Source organism: Tianweitania sediminis, assembly GCF_017813335.1.
GTDB classification, from domain to species: Bacteria; Pseudomonadota; Alphaproteobacteria; order Rhizobiales; family Rhizobiaceae; genus Tianweitania; species Tianweitania sediminis.
Map to the genome: position 1 here is coordinate 171,792 of NZ_JAGIYY010000009.1, position 15,072 is coordinate 186,863.

The 15,072-nt window shown below is 61.4% G+C and carries 15 protein-coding genes and 3 tRNA genes; 11 read left to right on the forward strand and 7 right to left on the reverse strand.

The window, feature by feature from the left end; genetic code table 11:
* The first annotated feature begins 3 nt into the window (after window positions 1–3).
* Genes sufC through J5Y06_RS19655 form a run of 4 tightly spaced genes read left to right on the forward strand, consistent with a single transcriptional unit; the run spans window position 4 to window position 3,702 of the window.
* Window positions 4–759 carry a Fe-S cluster assembly ATPase SufC gene (gene sufC, locus J5Y06_RS19640; RefSeq protein ID WP_209336890.1) on the forward strand — a complete coding sequence of 252 codons (756 nt, stop codon included), beginning with the start codon at window positions 4–6 and terminating at the stop codon, window positions 757–759.
* A gap of 11 nt (window positions 760–770) precedes the next feature.
* The gene (gene sufD, locus J5Y06_RS19645) at window positions 771–2,033 is read left to right on the forward strand and encodes a Fe-S cluster assembly protein SufD (protein ID WP_209336891.1); all 1,263 of its coding nucleotides are present in this window, start codon (window positions 771–773) and stop codon (window positions 2,031–2,033) included.
* A 36-nt stretch (window positions 2,034–2,069) separates the two neighbouring features.
* Window positions 2,070–3,311 carry a cysteine desulfurase gene (locus J5Y06_RS19650; RefSeq protein WP_209336892.1) on the forward strand — a complete coding sequence of 414 codons (1,242 nt, stop codon included), beginning with the start codon at window positions 2,070–2,072 and terminating at the stop codon, window positions 3,309–3,311.
* A 1-nt stretch (window position 3,312) separates the two neighbouring features.
* Window positions 3,313–3,702, forward strand: a complete 390-nt coding sequence (locus J5Y06_RS19655) for an SUF system Fe-S cluster assembly protein (RefSeq protein WP_385931933.1) — start codon at window positions 3,313–3,315, stop codon at window positions 3,700–3,702.
* A gap of 51 nt (window positions 3,703–3,753) precedes the next feature.
* Here J5Y06_RS19655 and J5Y06_RS19660 read toward each other — a convergent pair whose 3' ends face one another.
* On the reverse strand, window positions 3,754–4,071 hold the full coding sequence (locus J5Y06_RS19660; RefSeq protein WP_209336894.1) for a DUF1236 domain-containing protein: 318 nt from the start codon (window positions 4,069–4,071) through the stop codon (window positions 3,754–3,756).
* A gap of 179 nt (window positions 4,072–4,250) precedes the next feature.
* Between J5Y06_RS19660 and sufA the strand changes: the two genes are divergently transcribed.
* On the forward strand, window positions 4,251–4,637 hold the full coding sequence (sufA, locus tag J5Y06_RS19665; RefSeq protein WP_209336895.1) for a Fe-S cluster assembly scaffold SufA: 387 nt from the start codon (window positions 4,251–4,253) through the stop codon (window positions 4,635–4,637).
* Window positions 4,638–4,642: 5 nt separating this feature from the next.
* Here the strand turns inward: sufA and J5Y06_RS19670 are convergent, their stop codons facing one another.
* Entirely contained in the window at window positions 4,643–5,140 is a 498-nt protein-coding gene (locus J5Y06_RS19670; RefSeq protein ID WP_209336896.1) for a GFA family protein, read from the reverse strand.
* 71 nt (window positions 5,141–5,211) lie between these two features.
* Between J5Y06_RS19670 and J5Y06_RS19675 the strand changes: the two genes are divergently transcribed.
* A complete protein-coding gene (locus J5Y06_RS19675) occupies window positions 5,212–5,544 on the forward strand; it encodes a TfoX/Sxy family protein (protein ID WP_209336917.1) in 333 nt (110 codons plus the stop codon).
* Here J5Y06_RS19675 and J5Y06_RS19680 read toward each other — a convergent pair whose 3' ends face one another.
* Together J5Y06_RS19680 and J5Y06_RS19685 are read right to left on the reverse strand one after the other, a co-directional pair.
* The gene (locus tag J5Y06_RS19680; protein WP_342453465.1) at window positions 5,545–7,071 is read right to left on the reverse strand and encodes a DEAD/DEAH box helicase; all 1,527 of its coding nucleotides are present in this window, start codon (window positions 7,069–7,071) and stop codon (window positions 5,545–5,547) included.
* A 156-nt stretch (window positions 7,072–7,227) separates the two neighbouring features.
* Window positions 7,228–8,004 carry an NAD kinase gene (locus tag J5Y06_RS19685; protein ID WP_209336898.1) on the reverse strand — a complete coding sequence of 259 codons (777 nt, stop codon included), beginning with the start codon at window positions 8,002–8,004 and terminating at the stop codon, window positions 7,228–7,230.
* Between the two features lie 140 nt (window positions 8,005–8,144).
* Here J5Y06_RS19685 and J5Y06_RS19690 point away from each other — a divergent pair.
* Window positions 8,145–8,220, forward strand: a tRNA-Thr gene (locus J5Y06_RS19690).
* Between the two features lie 33 nt (window positions 8,221–8,253).
* Here the strand turns inward: J5Y06_RS19690 and J5Y06_RS19695 are convergent.
* Window positions 8,254–8,682 (reverse strand): DUF1622 domain-containing protein, encoded by a 429-nt coding sequence (locus J5Y06_RS19695; RefSeq protein WP_209336899.1) that lies wholly within the window; start codon window positions 8,680–8,682, stop codon window positions 8,254–8,256.
* 132 nt (window positions 8,683–8,814) lie between these two features.
* Between J5Y06_RS19695 and J5Y06_RS19700 the strand changes: the two genes are divergently transcribed.
* Window positions 8,815–12,165: a DEAD/DEAH box helicase gene (locus tag J5Y06_RS19700; protein ID WP_209336900.1), complete on the forward strand. Its 3,351-nt coding sequence runs from the start codon at window positions 8,815–8,817 to the stop codon at window positions 12,163–12,165.
* Here J5Y06_RS19700 and J5Y06_RS19705 read toward each other — a convergent pair.
* Window positions 12,162–12,980 carry a TrmH family RNA methyltransferase gene (locus J5Y06_RS19705; RefSeq protein ID WP_209336901.1) on the reverse strand — a complete coding sequence of 273 codons (819 nt, stop codon included), beginning with the start codon at window positions 12,978–12,980 and terminating at the stop codon, window positions 12,162–12,164. The two genes, J5Y06_RS19700 and J5Y06_RS19705, sit on opposite strands and share 4 nt — an antisense overlap.
* 186 nt (window positions 12,981–13,166) lie before the next feature.
* Between J5Y06_RS19705 and J5Y06_RS19710 the strand changes: the two genes are divergently transcribed.
* A tRNA-Tyr gene (locus J5Y06_RS19710) sits at window positions 13,167–13,251 on the forward strand.
* Window positions 13,252–13,274: 23 nt separating this feature from the next.
* Window positions 13,275–13,348: transfer RNA gene (locus J5Y06_RS19715), tRNA-Gly, on the forward strand.
* A gap of 31 nt (window positions 13,349–13,379) precedes the next feature.
* Here the strand turns inward: J5Y06_RS19715 and J5Y06_RS19720 are convergent.
* Window positions 13,380–14,555 (reverse strand): glycosyltransferase family 87 protein, encoded by a 1,176-nt coding sequence (locus tag J5Y06_RS19720; RefSeq protein WP_209336902.1) that lies wholly within the window; start codon window positions 14,553–14,555, stop codon window positions 13,380–13,382.
* Between the two features lie 202 nt (window positions 14,556–14,757).
* On the opposite strand from J5Y06_RS19720, the gene J5Y06_RS19725 reads away from it, so the two are divergent.
* Window positions 14,758–15,072: GTP-binding protein (locus J5Y06_RS19725; protein ID WP_209336903.1), on the forward strand; the 315-nt coding region annotated here is incomplete at its 3' end.

A 15,072-nucleotide genomic window follows, 5' to 3' on the forward strand; every position in this document is an offset into this window, starting at 1 on the left:
AACATGTTAGAAATCAGAAACCTCCACGCGCGCATCGCCGACGAAGGGACCGAAATCATCCGCGGCCTGAACCTGACCGTGAAGGCTGGCGAAGTGGCCGCGATCATGGGCCCGAACGGCTCCGGCAAGTCGACCCTGTCTTATATTCTCGCCGGTCGCGAGGATTATGAAGTCACCGAGGGTGATATCCTGTTCAATGGAGAATCCATCCTTGAAATGGATCCGGCCGAGCGGGCTGCGTCCGGCATCTTCCTGGCCTTCCAGTATCCAATGGAGATACCGGGTGTCGCCACCATGGAATTCCTGAAGGTCGCGATGAACGCGCAGCGCAAAGCGCGCGGCGAGGAGCCGCTCAAGATCCCGGATCTCCTGAAGCGCGTTAAAGAAGCTTCCGGCAAGCTCAACATCGACATGGCCATGCTGAAGCGCCCGCTGAACGTGGGATTTTCCGGTGGTGAAAAGAAGCGGGCCGAGATCCTGCAGATGCAGTTGCTCGAGCCGAAGCTTTGCGTTTTGGACGAAACCGACTCAGGCCTCGACATCGATGCGCTGAAGATCGTGTCCGATGGCGTGAACGCTCTGCGTTCGCCGGATCGCGCCGTGGTTGTCATCACCCACTATCAGCGCCTTCTCGAACACATCGTGCCGGATTCGGTGCACGTGCTTTACAAGGGCCGGATCATCAAGTCGGGCGACAAGTCGCTGGCCATGAACTTGGAAGAAAATGGCTATGCCGGTGTGATCGGCGAAGCAGCCTAAGGGTCGTGATCATGAACATGCACGTCAATCTGCAGCATACGCCGGCCGAGCGCGCGCTTCTTGAAGCGTTCGACGCGCGGATCGGGAACTTGCCAGGCGATGGGCTGATCGCGGCCAAGCGTCGGGAGGGTATCGAGGTCGTCAAGGCCGGCTTGCCGACGCGCCACGTAGAAGCCTGGCACTACACGGACCTGCGCCGCCTGTTGAGCGCAGTACCTGCGGAACATGGCTCCGGGGCCCAGCCGCTGGCGCCGCTGCTGTCTGGCTCCAATGTTCTGACGGTGGAGAACGGCGAGGCTGCTGGCTCCACCGACATCCCCCACGTGGCGGTGTCGCGCCTTTCCGCGAAGCTTGATGAAGGCCAGGGATACGAACAGATTACCCAGGCAGATGCGGCGGATGTGATCGGCGCTTTGAACACCGCCTTTGCATCCGACGGGTTCGTGATTGCCGTGGCCGACGGTGCCCAGCTTGCCGCGCCCGTCGAGTTGCAGAACATCCACGGCGGAGGACAGGTGCATGCCCGCTTCGCTGTTTCGGTTGGTGCTGGTAGCCGCGCTCAGTTCATTGAGCGGCAGGCCGGCAACAGCAAGGCGCTTTCCAGTTCACTCAGCACACTTCATGTCGGCGACGACTCCGAAGTGATGTGGCTTATCGTTCAGGAGCAGACGGCGGACTCAACCCATCTTGCGCAGTTCCGCGCCAAGCTTGGTCGCAACGCGAAGCTGACGCTGTTCGTGATGAACGCCGGCGGCAAGCTTGTTCGCCAGGAAGTGCGGGTTGATGCGGCCGGCAGCGGCAGCGACTTCCAGTTGCGCGGTGTGAACCTTCTGGCGGGCGACAACCACACCGATGTGACAATGGTTCTGGACCACTCGGCGCCCAACACGGGCTCGCGCGAAGTGATCCGCAACGTGGTGACGGATCGCGCGCACGGGGTCTTCCAGGGCCGCATCAACGTCCACCAGATCGCGCAGAAGACCGACGCCAAGATGGCGTGCAACACGCTGCTCCTGTCGGACGATGCGGACTTTTCAGCCAAGCCGGAGCTTGAGATCTTTGCCGACGACGTCGCTTGCGGCCACGGCGCGACGGTGACGGACATCAATCAGCAGCACCTGTTCTACCTGATGGCTCGCGGCATCGACGAAAAGACTGCGCGTGGTCTTCTGGTCAAGGCGTTCCTTGCTGAAGTCATCGAGGAGCTTGAGGACGAGGCGGTGATCGAGGCGTTGGAAGCCAAGCTCGACGCCTGGTTCGTTCAGCACGGATAACACAGGCAGGGGCGCACCCTACCGGAAAGGCTGACCATGGATCAGCAGGTTCTTCCTCAGTTCTACGACATCGACGCGATCCGGAGCGATTTTCCGATCCTGTCGCGGGACGTTTACGGCAAGCCGCTCGTTTATCTCGACAATGCGGCTTCCGTACAAAAGCCGCGGGCAGTGCTGGATGCCGTCCAGCATGCCTATTCGCAGGAATATGCCAATGTTCATCGTGGGCTGCACTTCTTGTCGAACGCAGCCACCGATGCCTATGAAAAGGCAAGGGAAACCACACGACGCTTCTTGAACGCGCCATCGGTCGACCAGATCGTTTTCACGTCCAATACAACAGCCGCGATCAATCTGGTCGCGTATGGCTATGGCATGCCGAATATCGGCGACGGCGACGAGATCGTCCTGTCGATCATGGAGCACCATTCCAACATCGTTCCCTGGCATTTCATTCGCGAACGGCAGGGTGCCAAGCTCGTTTGGACGCCGGTGGAGGAGGATGGTTCCTTCGACATCGAGAAGTTCACGGCTTGCCTGACCGAGCGCACCAGGCTGGTTGCCATCACGCAGATGTCGAACGCACTTGGCACGGTGACACCGATCAAGGAGATCTGCCGCATCGCCCATGAGCGCGGCATCCCCGTCCTGGTGGACGGAAGCCAAAGCGCCGTTCACATGCCCGTCGATGTGCAGGATCTCGACTGCGACTTCTTCGTGTTCACCGGGCACAAGGTTTACGGACCATCGGGCATTGGCGTTCTTTACGGCAAGCCGGAGTTCCTGAAGGCCATGCGGCCGTTTCACGGCGGCGGCGAGATGATCCTCGACGTCAGCGAGGATTCGATCACCTATAATGACCCGCCCCATCGCTTCGAGGCGGGCACGCCGCCTATCGTTCAGGCAATCGGGCTTGGCGCGGCGCTCGACTACATGGAGCACGTCGGGCGGGAGCGCATCGCAGCACATGAAGCGAAGCTTAGTGCCTATGCCCACGAGCGGTTGAGGGCGATCAACTCGCTGCGGATCTTCGGCGAAGCGCCAGGAAAGGGCGCGATCATCTCGTTTGAATTGCAGGGCATCCACGCACATGATGTGGCGATGGTGATCGACCGCTCGGGCGTTGCAGTCCGGGCCGGCACGCATTGCGCTCAGCCCTTGTTGAAGCGCTTCGGCGTGACCTCAACGTGCCGGGCGTCCTTCGCCATGTACAACACGATGGCCGAGGTGGACGCCTTGGCGGAAGCGCTTGAGAAAGCGCGCAAGTTCTTTGGGTGAGATGATGACCGACAGTCCTGACGTGACAGCCCCGGAGCCGACCGCCAACAGCCCGGTGGTGGCCTCTGCCATCCCTGCCGAGGAACTGGCGCGGCTGACGGATGACATCGTTTCGGCTTTGAAGACCGTCTACGACCCGGAAATCCCAGCCGACATCTATGAACTCGGCCTGATCTACAAGATCGACATCGAGGATGACCGGATGGTGAAGATCGACATGACCCTGACGGCTCCGGGATGCCCGGTCGCGGGTGAAATGCCGGGCTGGGTCGAGAATGCGGTCGGTACCGTGGAAGGTGTGTCGGGGGTGGAGGTCAAGATGACCTTTGATCCGCCTTGGTCGCCGGACCGGATGTCCGAAGAAGCGCAGGTTGCGGTCGGCTGGTACTAACAAAAAAAGCGGCTCCTGGAAGCCGCTTTTCCTTTTTCGTCGACTGTGGTCTCAATCGACGATCTGAACTACGCGGCGTGTACCCGGCTCAACAAGCACCGTTTGGCCACTGCTGGTGAGGACATATTCGTAGCGGTCGGTCAGTTCCGGCACTTCAAGCGGGCGCAGCTCAACCACCTCTGGCACGGTGGTGCCTACGACGAAGTCATAGTCCGGAACAGGCTGGATTGGCGTCACGTTCTGGCGGACGATGTATTCGCGCACCACAGGGGCTTGTTCCTGAGTGATGATGACGGTCTGGGCGGACGCACCGGCAACGCCGGCGAAAAGGTTGACTGCTGTCAAACTGGATAGGATCAGGCTTTTCAACGGAGTTCTCCTTGGTTGCGGCAAGGAAAGTTTTTGCTTTGAAAGCCGTTCCGTCACGGATTGGCGCAGATTGAAATAAAGATCATGAGCGTGCGCAGCGTTGCGTGGTGAGCGGAGCGCCCCCATGTTAAGGTTGGCGTGACACCAGCGCGTTTGAACGAAGAAGGTGGTAGAAGCACATGGGCCGTTTTGCAGTCATGACCCTGACCGATCGTGCAGCCGAGCGCGTGCGCGAGATCGTGGAAGATCGCGACGATGCGCAAGGGATTCGCGTTGGCGTCAAGAAGGGCGGCTGCGCCGGCATGGAGTACACGATCGACGTCGTGACCGAGCCCAACGGCAAGGACGACCACGTGGAGCTTGATGGCGCGCATGTTTATGTAGCGCCGGAAGCCGCACTCTTCCTCCTTGGCACGCAGATGGATTTTGAGACCACCAAGCTGCGCTCAGGCTTCGTTTTCAACAACCCCAATCAGTCCTCCGCATGCGGCTGCGGCGAATCGGTCGAACTGAAGCCGGCCGACCTCAAGGCGTTGGCGGAGGCAAGGGCGCAAAGCGCCGCCTGAGAGGGTCAGTCGACCCACAATCCCTTTTCCCGATGCCATTCCTCCAGGGATTGCTCGGGATAAAGGTCAAAGGTGAGATCACCCGGGCTGACCTGCGGCTCGACCCACGAAGCCTTGTACTTCAAAAGCAGGTGCACACTGCTGGGTGCCTTTGGCAGTTCGCTGTCGATCGCCGAAGCGAAGGGGTGCACCAGATCCGGCCAGGACGGATCGAACAGCCAGAGCGCCGATCCGCACAGGCTGCAGAAATTCCGCTCGCCCGACGAAAGCTCGCAACTTGTGCGCTCGTCGTCCTGGATCGTTGCACGATAAACGCGGAGCTTGTCTTCACCACTGATTTGCAGCGTTCCCGCGTCAGCCCCAAGGTTGATGGCGTAGCCACCGCCGCCCTGTTGTTTTCGGCAGATTGAACAATAGCAGCGCTGGTAAGGAACCGGCGTATGGCTTTGGACCGAAAAGTGCACTGCACCGCAGCGGCAGGAGCCGTTCAGGAGCATCGGCATGGCTTCTGTTTCCCGTTGTATCGACAGGCAAAACAGGCGAGCCTTCTGCCTGTTCCAGGGAAGCCGACATGATCGACAACGAAGCGATACGTGAACTCTTTGCGGGGCTGGGCGAGGTGGAGATCCGCCGGCTGTTCGGCGGCAAGGGAATCTACCACCGAGGCTTGATCGTCGGCCTCGACCTTTTCGACGAGATCATGCTCAAGGGCGACCAAGAAGCGGCGGCCGTGTTCGAAGCGGCGGGCGCAAAACGTTGGGTGTATCCCGCCAAGCGAAGCGGCAAGCCTGTGGCGATGCCCTACTGGTCCGTTCCAGCGGAAGTTCTGGATGACGAAGAAAGTCTCGCGGGATGGACCCGGATGGCCTTCGCAGCCGCCGTCCGGATCGAAAAAGCGAAGCTCTGATCAGACCGGAACGGCGATCTTCATGAATGCCGGAACGTCGTCGCCGAAGCCCACAACCGTGTTGACGTCGTCCTGATCGCGATAACGGCGGCCACGGTCATCGCGATCGCGGCGCGGCTGCTCTGGGCGGTTCGGCATCTGGCGTTCGCGTTCGGCATTGCCTTGCCGGATCGCTTCACGACGCTCGCGACGTTCAGCTGGCGCCGCTTCAACAACATCCTCGCGCTCGTCCGCCGGCGTTGTCTTGGCGACGGGCGTCTCACGCGTGCGCTCGCCACCACGCTCGCGGCCGCGGCCCTTGCGTTCAGGGCGTCCCCGTCCGCGACGCGGCGCCTCATCGCTCTCCACTTCGGGTGACAAGGTGGAAAGATCGCCATCAAGCCATTCTATCGACTGGCCAGTCAGCTTTTCCACCGCATCCAGGTACTTGTTGTCGGACTTGGTGACGATCGTGAAGGCCTTGCCCGAGCGGCCGGCGCGGCCCGTGCGACCGATACGGTGGACATAGTCTTCCGCATGTATCGGCACGTCGAAATTGAAGACGTGGCTCACGGCCGGAATATCGAGACCCCGCGCCGCGACATCGGAGGCTACCAGCAAACGCAGCTTGTTGTTGCGGAAGCCGTCGAGCATCGCCATGCGCGCGCGCTGGTCCATGTCGCCATGAAGCGCGCCGGCATCGAAATCGTGCTTGACCAGCGAGCGGAACAGCTCCGAAACATCCACTTTGCGATTGCAAAAGATGATCGCGTTGGTGAGGCTATCGCCCTCGTCCTCGATCAGCTTGCGCAGAACGGCGCGCTTGTCCCAGCTCTTCGAGCCGGACTTCACGAGGCGCTGAGTCACCGTCGTGGCGGTGGAGGAAGGTTTGGCCACTTCCACGCGTACCGGCGCTTGCAAGAACTTTTCGGTCAGTTTGGTAATCTCGGGCGGCATCGTCGCCGAGAAAAAAAGCGTTTGCCGCGTGAACGGGATCATTTCGCAGATCCGCTCGATGTCCGGAATGAACCCCATGTCGAGCATGCGGTCGGCTTCGTCGATCACGAGGATGTCGACGCCGGTCAGGAGCAGCTTGCCGCGCTCACGATGATCGAGCAGGCGGCCGGGCGTGGCGATCAAGACATCGGCGCCGCGCTCGAGCTTGCGTTCCTGCTCATCGAACGACACGCCGCCAATCAGGAGCGCGATGTTGAGCTTGTGGTTCTTGCCGTAGCGAACGAAGTTTTCCTCGACCTGCGCCGCGAGTTCGCGCGTCGGTTCCAGGATCAGCGTGCGCGGCATGCGAGCCCGTGCGCGGCCCTTTTCAAGGCGGGTGATCATGGGAAGAACAAAGGCAGCGGTCTTGCCCGTGCCCGTTTGCGCGATCCCCAAAACATCCTTGCCCTGCAGGGCATGCGGTATCGCACCAGCTTGGATGGGGGTCGGTTTGGTATAGCCGGCGTCAGTGACGGCCGAAAGGACCTTGTCTGAAAGGCCGAGGTCGGCGAATGTCAGATCGGGTTGAACGATGGTATCGTCTGAAGACACGTTTGCGTGGGTCTTTGCTGGTTCATGGCGCGGAGCAATGGTCGGCGCAGGATCATTCCAGGGAACGAATGGGCATGGAATGCTGCAGGCGCGTACAAGCTGGAGCGCCATTTGTCAACCTGAAGGTGGTTTCCAGCAGGCATTCCGCGCTTTTGCTTAATAACGAAACTGTTCCAGCAAGATTCGATCGTCCCAAGAATGCGTGGCATCAAACAACACGGTCACGCGTGCTCTTGGCGATTCTCTGACCCGCACCGACTTCACCGATTTGACTTCCGTGTTGTCGGCAACCGCATTCACCGGTCGCTTCTCGATTTCGCGGACGGAAAAGCGAACCTCTGCCGTGTGCGGCAGGAGCGCACCGTGCCATCGCCGCGGCCGGAAAGGGCTCACCGGCGTGAGTGCCAGGAGCCGAGCCTGCAGGGGCAGGATCGGCCCTTGTGCGGACAGGTTATAAGCCGTTGAGCCTGCTGGAGTTGCAACCATGACCCCGTCGCAGATCAGTTCCTCCATGCGGGGATGACCATCGACCTCGATCGACAGCTTGGCTGCTTGGTACGACTGGCGGAACAAGGACACCTCGTTAATCGCCAGCGCGGTGACCGTTTCGCCAGCAACCGTTTCCGCCGTCATCACGAGGGGCCGGATCTTTTCCGCTTGGGCGGCAGCGATGCGCTCCACCAGCCCGTCCTCGCTGTATTCGTTCATCAGGAAGCCGACGGTGCCGCGGTTCATGCCGTAGATGGGCTTGTTTGCGGACATGTGCTCGCGCAGTGTTTGCAGCATGAAGCCGTCGCCACCGAGGGCCACGATCACGTCCGCGTCCTGAGGCGCGTGCGCGCCATAGCGGCTGCGCAACCGGTCCGCCGCCGCCGCCGCTTCGTCTACATCAGAGGCAACAAAGGCGATCTTCATAGATGTATCCAGGCGCATGCGACGCGGTGCTCCTCAAGGCGACCTGGCTTCAAAGGCCGCGCAGCGGGGTATCATGGAGGCTGGTGGAAGCAAAGTTTTGGAACGTTTCGGGTGTATGCCCTTTACTCACCGGACGGATGTGGTAAGCGCCGCTCGTTGCCCTTGTAGCTCAGCTGGTAGAGCAGCGGTTTTGTAAACCGAAGGTCGCGGGTTCGATTCCTGCCGGGGGCACCACTTCCTCACAACCGCGCGATCAGATTCGCCGGATCACCTGACCGCCGGAAAATGTGCGGGATCTTTGGCTTCTTTATCCGGGCCACCCGACTTGGGTGCTTGCCAGGGCCATCGGCCTTCGATCTCAACCGTGAGAGAGATCGACAGAAACGTCCTGATCAGCACGATCAAAGCCAGGACGAGAACGTTGTCCAGCGTCGCTTCCACAGCAACGGTGCCGATGATGTCTGCGGCAACCAGGAACTCAAGGCCAAGCAGGATCGCGCGTCCGAGGGTGCGACGGAAAAGCTGATACGGTCGCTGGTCCCTGTCAGCGATCGGGTGCGCTTCCCGTGTCGCCCTCCAGCTGCGAAGCAGAGCAAAGATCGCGCCGATCACGATAACAGCCACGCCCGCCGCTTCCAGGCTCAGCGTCAGAAAGTGCAAAGCGGTGTCGAACCACATGTCGGTGCCCGAGCCCATGAGGTGATCCCTTCCATGCTGCTGCTTGTATCATAGGTGGGCGGCCGCTGAAGGCGAGGGTCACGCTGCCAGGCGCAGGAACCTAGTCCGGCCAGAGAAGTTGCTGTCGCACCTTTTCCAGCGTTTCGGTCAATGCCAAACAAACCCTCGTCGCATCTCGTTCCAAGTTCCCTTCCTACCTCGCAACACTCCGACCCCCCCAAGCGCGTTCCGCCTGCCGCCATCGCGGCCCGGCTGGTCGAAACCTTCGCAGAAGACGACACGCGAGGGCTGATCCACATCGCCGGCGGTGAACATGAAGCGGAGGAAACGGCGCGCGCCTTTCAGAGCTTTCAGCCTGGTGTCGAGGTTCTCGTGGTGCCGCCATGGGATTGCCTTCCATATGACCGCACGCCGCCCCAGCGCAGTTGCATGGGACAGCGCATGGAAGCGCTTGCCGTGATCGCCAGGGCGCCGCAAAAACGGCGCCTGGTGGTGACGTCTCCCGCAGCCTTGTTGCAGGGATTGCCGCCCGCACCGGTTGTTCTGGAGGCGCGTTTCCGGCTCGCCATTGGCGAGCAGCTCGACCGGGAGGCACTCACAACGTTTTTCGAACGAACCGGTTACGTTCTGGATGATCGAGTCGATGAAGCCGGCGAGGCTGCGCTACTGGGTGACGTGATCGACATCTTTCCTGCTGCAGCAACTGGACCCGTGCGCATCGTGCTCGACGCTGACGGCCGCATCGAAGACATTCGCACCTATGATCCGGCCACGCAGAGAACGCATGACAGCGTAGCGGCCGTGGATCTGGGCGCGGCGAGCGAAGTGGTGGCACCCGCCGTTGGTATCGAACTCAAATTGCCGGCCAGCTCGACCACGGAAGCCCGCATGTCCCTGCTTTACGGCGACATGGACCGCTTGCTGGAGCGGCTCAGTGCTTTGCGCGTGAGCATGGTGCCGCAGGTCGAAGCCCGCGCCGAGTTCATTCTCGATCTCGTCGAAGACGCGCGGAGTGCGCGACGAGAGTTCGGCGGCGAAACCACCCATGCGGGGGAACACTTCTACCTCGATAAGGCTGACTGGAACGCAGCGCTGAAGCGCCGCAAACCGCGTGTCCTGGACCTGGATGGCATCGACGCGTCGCCACGGTTCTTTCTCGAAGGCCAGCCGCGCAAGGCGCTCAGCCGCTTTGTGGAAGGCCAGGCTCAGGCCGGCATGCGTGTCTTGTTGAGCGGCGCCGAGAAAGAAGGTGCGCGCCTTGCAAAGGTTGTGAAGAGTGCCCTTTCGCGTGATCTTGCTCCGACCTCGGACTGGCAAGCGGTCGCCGAAGCAGAAGAGGGCAGCATCCTCGCCGCACCTTTTGATCTTGATCGCGGCTTCACAGACAGGAAGCGCAAGCTTGCGGTGATTGCCGCAGCCGACATGTTCGGCGAGCGCTTGTTCGATGGCGAACAGCTTCCCGCCGACGCCTTGCTGAGCGAGCCGGAACTGCGGGTCGGCGACGTGGTGATCCATGAGGATCACGGCCTGGGCGTGTTGCGTGCGCTCGAAACCGTGGTCGTTGATGGTGCGGAACTCGACGCCGTACGGCTGGAATACCACAATGGCGCCTCCGTTCTTGCTCCGGTGGGCGAGTTCGGCCGCATCTGGCGGTATGGCGGCGAGGCCGAGGCCGTGAAGCTTGACCGCCTCGAAAACGACGCTTGGCTGAAGCGCCGCGCCGAGATCAGCGCAGAAATCGATGCGGCGGCGGCTGACCTGATCAAGGCTGCAAAGCTTCGGGCAAAGGAGACTGTCGAACCCATCGTGCCGCCGCGCAAGGAATATGCCCGCTCGGCTGCGCGATTTCCATACCCCGAAACGCCGGATCAGGCTGCCGCCATTGAGGCTGTGCTGGCGGACTTTGCATCGGGCAAGGTGATGAACAGGCTCGTGTGCGGCGATGTGGGCTTCGGAAAGACTGAGATCGCCCTGCGCGCTGCAGCAGCTGTTGCTTTTTCAGGCAGGCAGGTCGCGATCGTGGCGCCCACCACCGTCTTGGCACGCCAGCACTTTGAGACGTTTCAGCGTCGCTTTGCCGGCACAGACCTCGGCGTGGGACACCTGTCGCGCATCACCGCCGGGAGCGAGATGGAGGCCACCAAAGCCGGCCTGAAGAGCGGCGAGGTCCGCATCGTCGTTGGCACCCAAGCGCTGGCGTCCAAGGATGTCGCGTTCTCGGATCTGGCGCTCCTGGTGGTGGATGAGGAGCACCGTTTCGGCGCCAAGCTGAAGGAGACGCTCCGGGCGCTGGCGCCGCGACTTCATACGCTGACCATGTCGGCGACTCCGATCCCGCGGACGTTGCAGTCGGCCATGGTCGGCGTCCAGGATGTCAGCGTGCTGGCCAGTCCGCCAGCGCGCCGGCGCCCCGTCCGCACCTTCCTGATGCCGTTTGATCCGGCCGCGATGAAAACAGCGCTCGTGAGGGAAAAAAGACGTGGCGGACAAAGCTTTGTGGTGACGCCTCGGATCGAAGATCTTGATGAGTTGCAGGACACCTTGAAATCCATGGTTCCCGACCTCGAAGTGCGGGTGGCGCATGGCAAGATGGACGCCAAAGCCATGGACGAGGTGATGGTGGGTTTCGCATCGGGCGAGGGCGACATTCTCCTGGCCACCAACATCATCGAAAGCGGCCTGGATGTTCCGCGTGCCAACACGATGATCGTGTGGCGAGCGGACCGCTTCGGCCTGGCACAACTGCACCAGCTTCGCGGACGAGTTGGACGGGGCAGGGCGCAGGGGGTGGCCTATCTCCTGACCGAAGCAGACCAGGACGTGCCGGAAGCCACGCGCTCGCGATTGTCGACACTCGTGGCTTTCGATCGCCTCGGTTCCGGCCTCGCCATCAGCGCGCGGGACCTTGATCTGCGGGGCGCCGGCGACCTCATGGGCGAGGATCAGGCCGGACACATGAAGCTGATCGGCGTCAGCCTGTATCAGCGTCTCCTCGCGCAGGCGGTGGATGCAGCGCGCGGGCAGGGAAACAAGAACAACTGGGAAGCAGAGTTGAACCTTGGCATGTCCGGCTCTTTTCCAGCGACCTACGTGCCGGAACCGGCAGTCCGCCTGAACCTTTATGCCCGGCTGTTGCGGTTCACGAGGGCAGAAGAAGTGGATGCCTTTGCCGATGAGATCGACGACCGGTTTGGCGAACTGCCGCAGCCCGTCATCACCTTGCTCGAACTCGCGCGCCTTAAGATCAAGGCACGAGAGCAGGACGTCCGCAAAGTTGACGCCGGCCCGCTCGCGATTGCCCTCGATTTCCGGAAGCCGCCGACGGATGCATTTTGGAAGCGGATGTTGAAAAAGAAGGATGTCGCGCGTCGCGACGACCGGCTCATCTGGACGCAGCCAACTGAACCGGGACTGCGACGCCTCAAGGCTGTTGCAGCGCTGCTCGACGCGATGGCGCAAGCGCTGCAGAAACCCTCCCGAAAGAAAGCATCTGGGGATTAGCTTCTGGAAAGCAGATGCGCGCGTGCCGCGTACAAGGCGACGGCAGCCGCGTTGGATACGTTGAGGGAGCGGATCGCGCCAGGAAGGTCGAGGCGCGCCAGGGTATCAACGGTGCTCCGTGTCTTTTGCCGCAGGCCCTTGCCTTCGGCACCCAGCACCAAGGCGATGCGTCCGCCGCTGAAGCTTTGTTCCAGTTCCGCCGGGCCTTCCGAATCGAGGCCGATCGTCTGGAAGCCGGATTGCGACAGCGTTGTCAGAGCGTCAGCAAGGTTGCGCACTTCGACATGATCGATGTGTTCCAGCGCTCCCGACGCGGCCTTTGCCAGAACACCACTCTCCTGCGGGCTGTTGCGCGACGTGGTGATCAGCGCGGCTGCACCAAACGCAACCGCTGAGCGGAGGATGGCGCCAACATTGTGCGGGTCCGTCACCTGGTCGAGGACCAGAACGAGATTGGCTTCACCCAGCGCGTCGAGGCGCTTGGTGTCCAGTGCTCTTGTTTCGAGAAGCACGCCTTGGTGCACCGCATCGGCACCGACCAACGCATCAATGGCGCGCGGTTCAACGATCTCAGCGGTTGTCCCCGGGATATCCTCGGGCAGTTCGAGCCGCTGAAGCGCATTGCGCGTGGCCAGGAAGCGCAGCTTAGCGCGCCGCGGATTAAGAAGTGCGGCGCGCACCGTGTGAAGTCCGTAGAGCCGCACGATGCTGTCATCAACGGCGGGTGCGTTGGCCTGGATGCGCTCCCGATGCTCGCGCCGCAAACGCGCGTAATGGGTATCTTTCGGGGTATGGGAAGGCGGCTTGCCGGTCATGTGGCTGCTATAGCGGAGCCGGACGGCATTGGAAACGGCTGCCGTGATTGCTTCGGCGGCTACCGGAAAAAACCGCAACGAGCGCGGTTGACAGGTTCGAGCGCCCTCTGCATAAGGCGCTCGCGACTTGGGGCACGGACCGCTTCCAAGAGCGGTTTGACTCGTTGCAAGGTTCCGTCGCAGGATGGAGGAGTGCCCGAGTGGTTAAAGGGGACGGACTGTAAATCCGTTAGCTCAGCTTACGTTGGTTCGAATCCAACCTCCTCCACCACCTGATGCCGGAACTTTGGGAATGCGGGTATAGCTCAATGGTAGAGCAGCAGCCTTCCAAGCTGAATACGCGGGTTCGATTCCCGCTACCCGCTCCAGTCCGCCTCTGGTCTGAGAGGTTTCAGCTGCTCAGCCCCTTATCTGCTGCTTCAAACGCGCAACGGTGAGTGCGAGCACGAGCAGCCCGGAAATGAGCCCGGTCGGCAGCACATGCGAGGGGCCCCAACCAACCAGAATGCCTGCAACCGCAATGACCAGGTACTCTCTACGCGAGAAGCCTGTTCTTGCAAGGAATGCAAGTGGCACAACGAGGGCCACAAGGTCATAGATAAAGGCGTAGGGGGACGCGAGCACCGTGCTGACAGTGAGGGCTGCAGCCTTTATGTCGAAGGAGCAGCGGCTCCTCCAGATCGTGACCAAGCCTGTTGCCAAGACGGCGACAAGCACGACATGAGCAGTGATCGCCACCTCCTTGCCAGACCCTGCCGCACGCAGAAATGCGTAGAAGCTTTGCATCTCCGCGAAGCCGGCGCCTCCTTCTAGCAGAAGCGTGCTGTTGATGCTTCTGATGCCGGCCCAGAAGGCGCTCCAGATCTCGATGCCGAAAGCGCCCGTGGTCACCGCTGCCAGCAGTATGGCCGTCGCCATTGCGCTTCCGACAGCACGCCAGCAGCCGCCTGCAACAAGTGCGATGGGGATCAAGAGGCCGAATTGGGGCTTGTAGGTCAGCAGCCCGAAGAGGATGCCCGCAAGCAAAGGATGGCGAGGGAGAAACAAAGTGCCACCACCGAGAAGGGCGGCCGTCAGGAAACCGGTCTGCCCAACAACCACGTTCCAGAACACAGCCGGCCAGGCCACAGCCGCAAGCAGTGCAAGGCGGCTTTGCACGATGCTCTTGATCGTGATCGCGAACGCGGCACCGGTGAGAACCATCCAGCCGAGAAGGGCGGTTGCGTAAGGAACCAGGGCAAACATCGGCGTGAGGAGGAGAAGCGTCGGCGGGTATTGCCACGAGAAGAACCCGGAGAAGGTCGCGCCCGAAGCAGCGGTGGCCGCCGACTTGTGCACATGCCAGTCATAGGCGAGAGAGGCATTGCCCTGGAGCACCAACTTGCCGGCCGCCCAGAACGCGATGAAATCCGTAGCCCTTGCCTGTCCGTCCGCACCGATCAGCCAGTGGCCGTTGAAGAAAGTTGTCCCAAGAAGCGCGGCATAGGCGACCACCACCCCAAACAGGAGGCGCGGCAGGAGCCATCCGGGCGAGCCGGACTGAAGGCAGGGGAGCGGAACAGGGTTCGTGGACACGGTACCAAGATCTAATGCGAACGTTTGAAGAAACGGTTTGCCACCACCTCTGGTGCCTCCCGGGGGACGAGCCTATATGAGCAGCCGACCCGCCGGGCGCGGATCGAAACTGCGCGGAAACAACTTGTGTTTTCTGGCCGATGCCGCTAAGCGCCCGCCATCCTGACCCCAGGAATTTTCTGCCGCCGAGGAAAGAGAGACGATGGCCAAAGGTAAATTCGAGCGTAACAAGCCGCATGTGAACATTGGCACGATTGGTCACGTTGACCATGGCAAGACGTCGTTGACGGCAGCGATCACGAAGTACTTCGGCGAGTTCAAGGCGTATGATCAGATCGACGCTGCGCCGGAAGAAAAGGCCCGCGGCATCACGATCTCGACGGCGCACGTCGAATATGAAACGCCGAACCGTCATTATGCCCACGTTGATTGCCCCGGCCACGCCGACTACGTGAAGAACATGATCACGGGTGCAGCGCAGATGGACGGCGCGATCCTGGTTGTGTCGGCTGCCGAC